The sequence below is a fragment of the Acidovorax sp. KPB24-03 genome, from assembly GCF_057546605.1.
In genome coordinates this window covers 1-744 of the sequence record NZ_BAAJYR010000855.1, presented here as the reverse complement: position 1 = coordinate 744, position 744 = coordinate 1, and the positions used below count along the sequence as shown (strand labels likewise).

The following is a 744-nucleotide window of genomic DNA, read 5'->3' as shown; positions in this document are numbered from 1 at the left end:
GGAGGGACGCGCGCGGCGCACCGAGGCCTGCGCCATGCGATGTAGCGCTCGGCGTTGTCGAACTTCTGCAGCGCGATGCGCTTTTCCAGCACCTGCAGGCTGGCGCTCATGGCGCCCAGCAGGTTGTTGAAGTCGTGCGCGATGCGCCGGTCAGCTGGCCGATTGGCCTCTATCTTCTGCGCCTGGCGGTACTTGGCCTCGACCTCCATCAGCTCGTGCGTGCGCTGTGCCACCGCCTGCTCCAGCGACTCGTTGACCTCGCGCAGCTGGGCCTCGGTGCGTGCGCGCTCGGCGGCGGTGCGCGTGCGTGCGGCCACCTCGCGCATGAAGGCGATCTCCTCGCCCGTCCACTCGCGCACGTGCTCGTGGTGGGCGAACAGCATGGCCACCAGCTGGCCGTGCTCCACCACCGGCATGTTCATGAAGGCGCGGGCGCACAGGCCCTCCAGCGCCGGGGCCCGATCGCGGGTGCGGGCGTCGCCGCGCACGTCGGCCACGCACACGGATTCGTCGCGCGCCAGGTCGTCCAGGAAGCCGCCGAAATCGGGCAGGTGCAGCACCGGCGCGAGCGGATCGCAGCCGGGCGCCATCCAGTCGTGGTGCACGTGCACGGCCTGCGCGGCGGCATCCACCGCGCCATAGCCCGCGCGGCTGACCTTCAGGGTGCGGCCCAGGGTTTCGGCCGCGGCCAGGCAGACGGCGTCCACGCTGTCCAGCGACCGCAGCTGGTCGGAAAACCGTGCC

Annotated in this window: 1 protein-coding gene; it reads right to left on the bottom strand. The window is 71.6% G+C overall.

Annotated elements, in window-relative coordinates:
- Positions 1-744 (bottom strand): GAF domain-containing protein (locus tag AC27KI_RS26460; protein ID WP_487116840.1); only part of this gene is annotated, 744 nt, incomplete at both ends.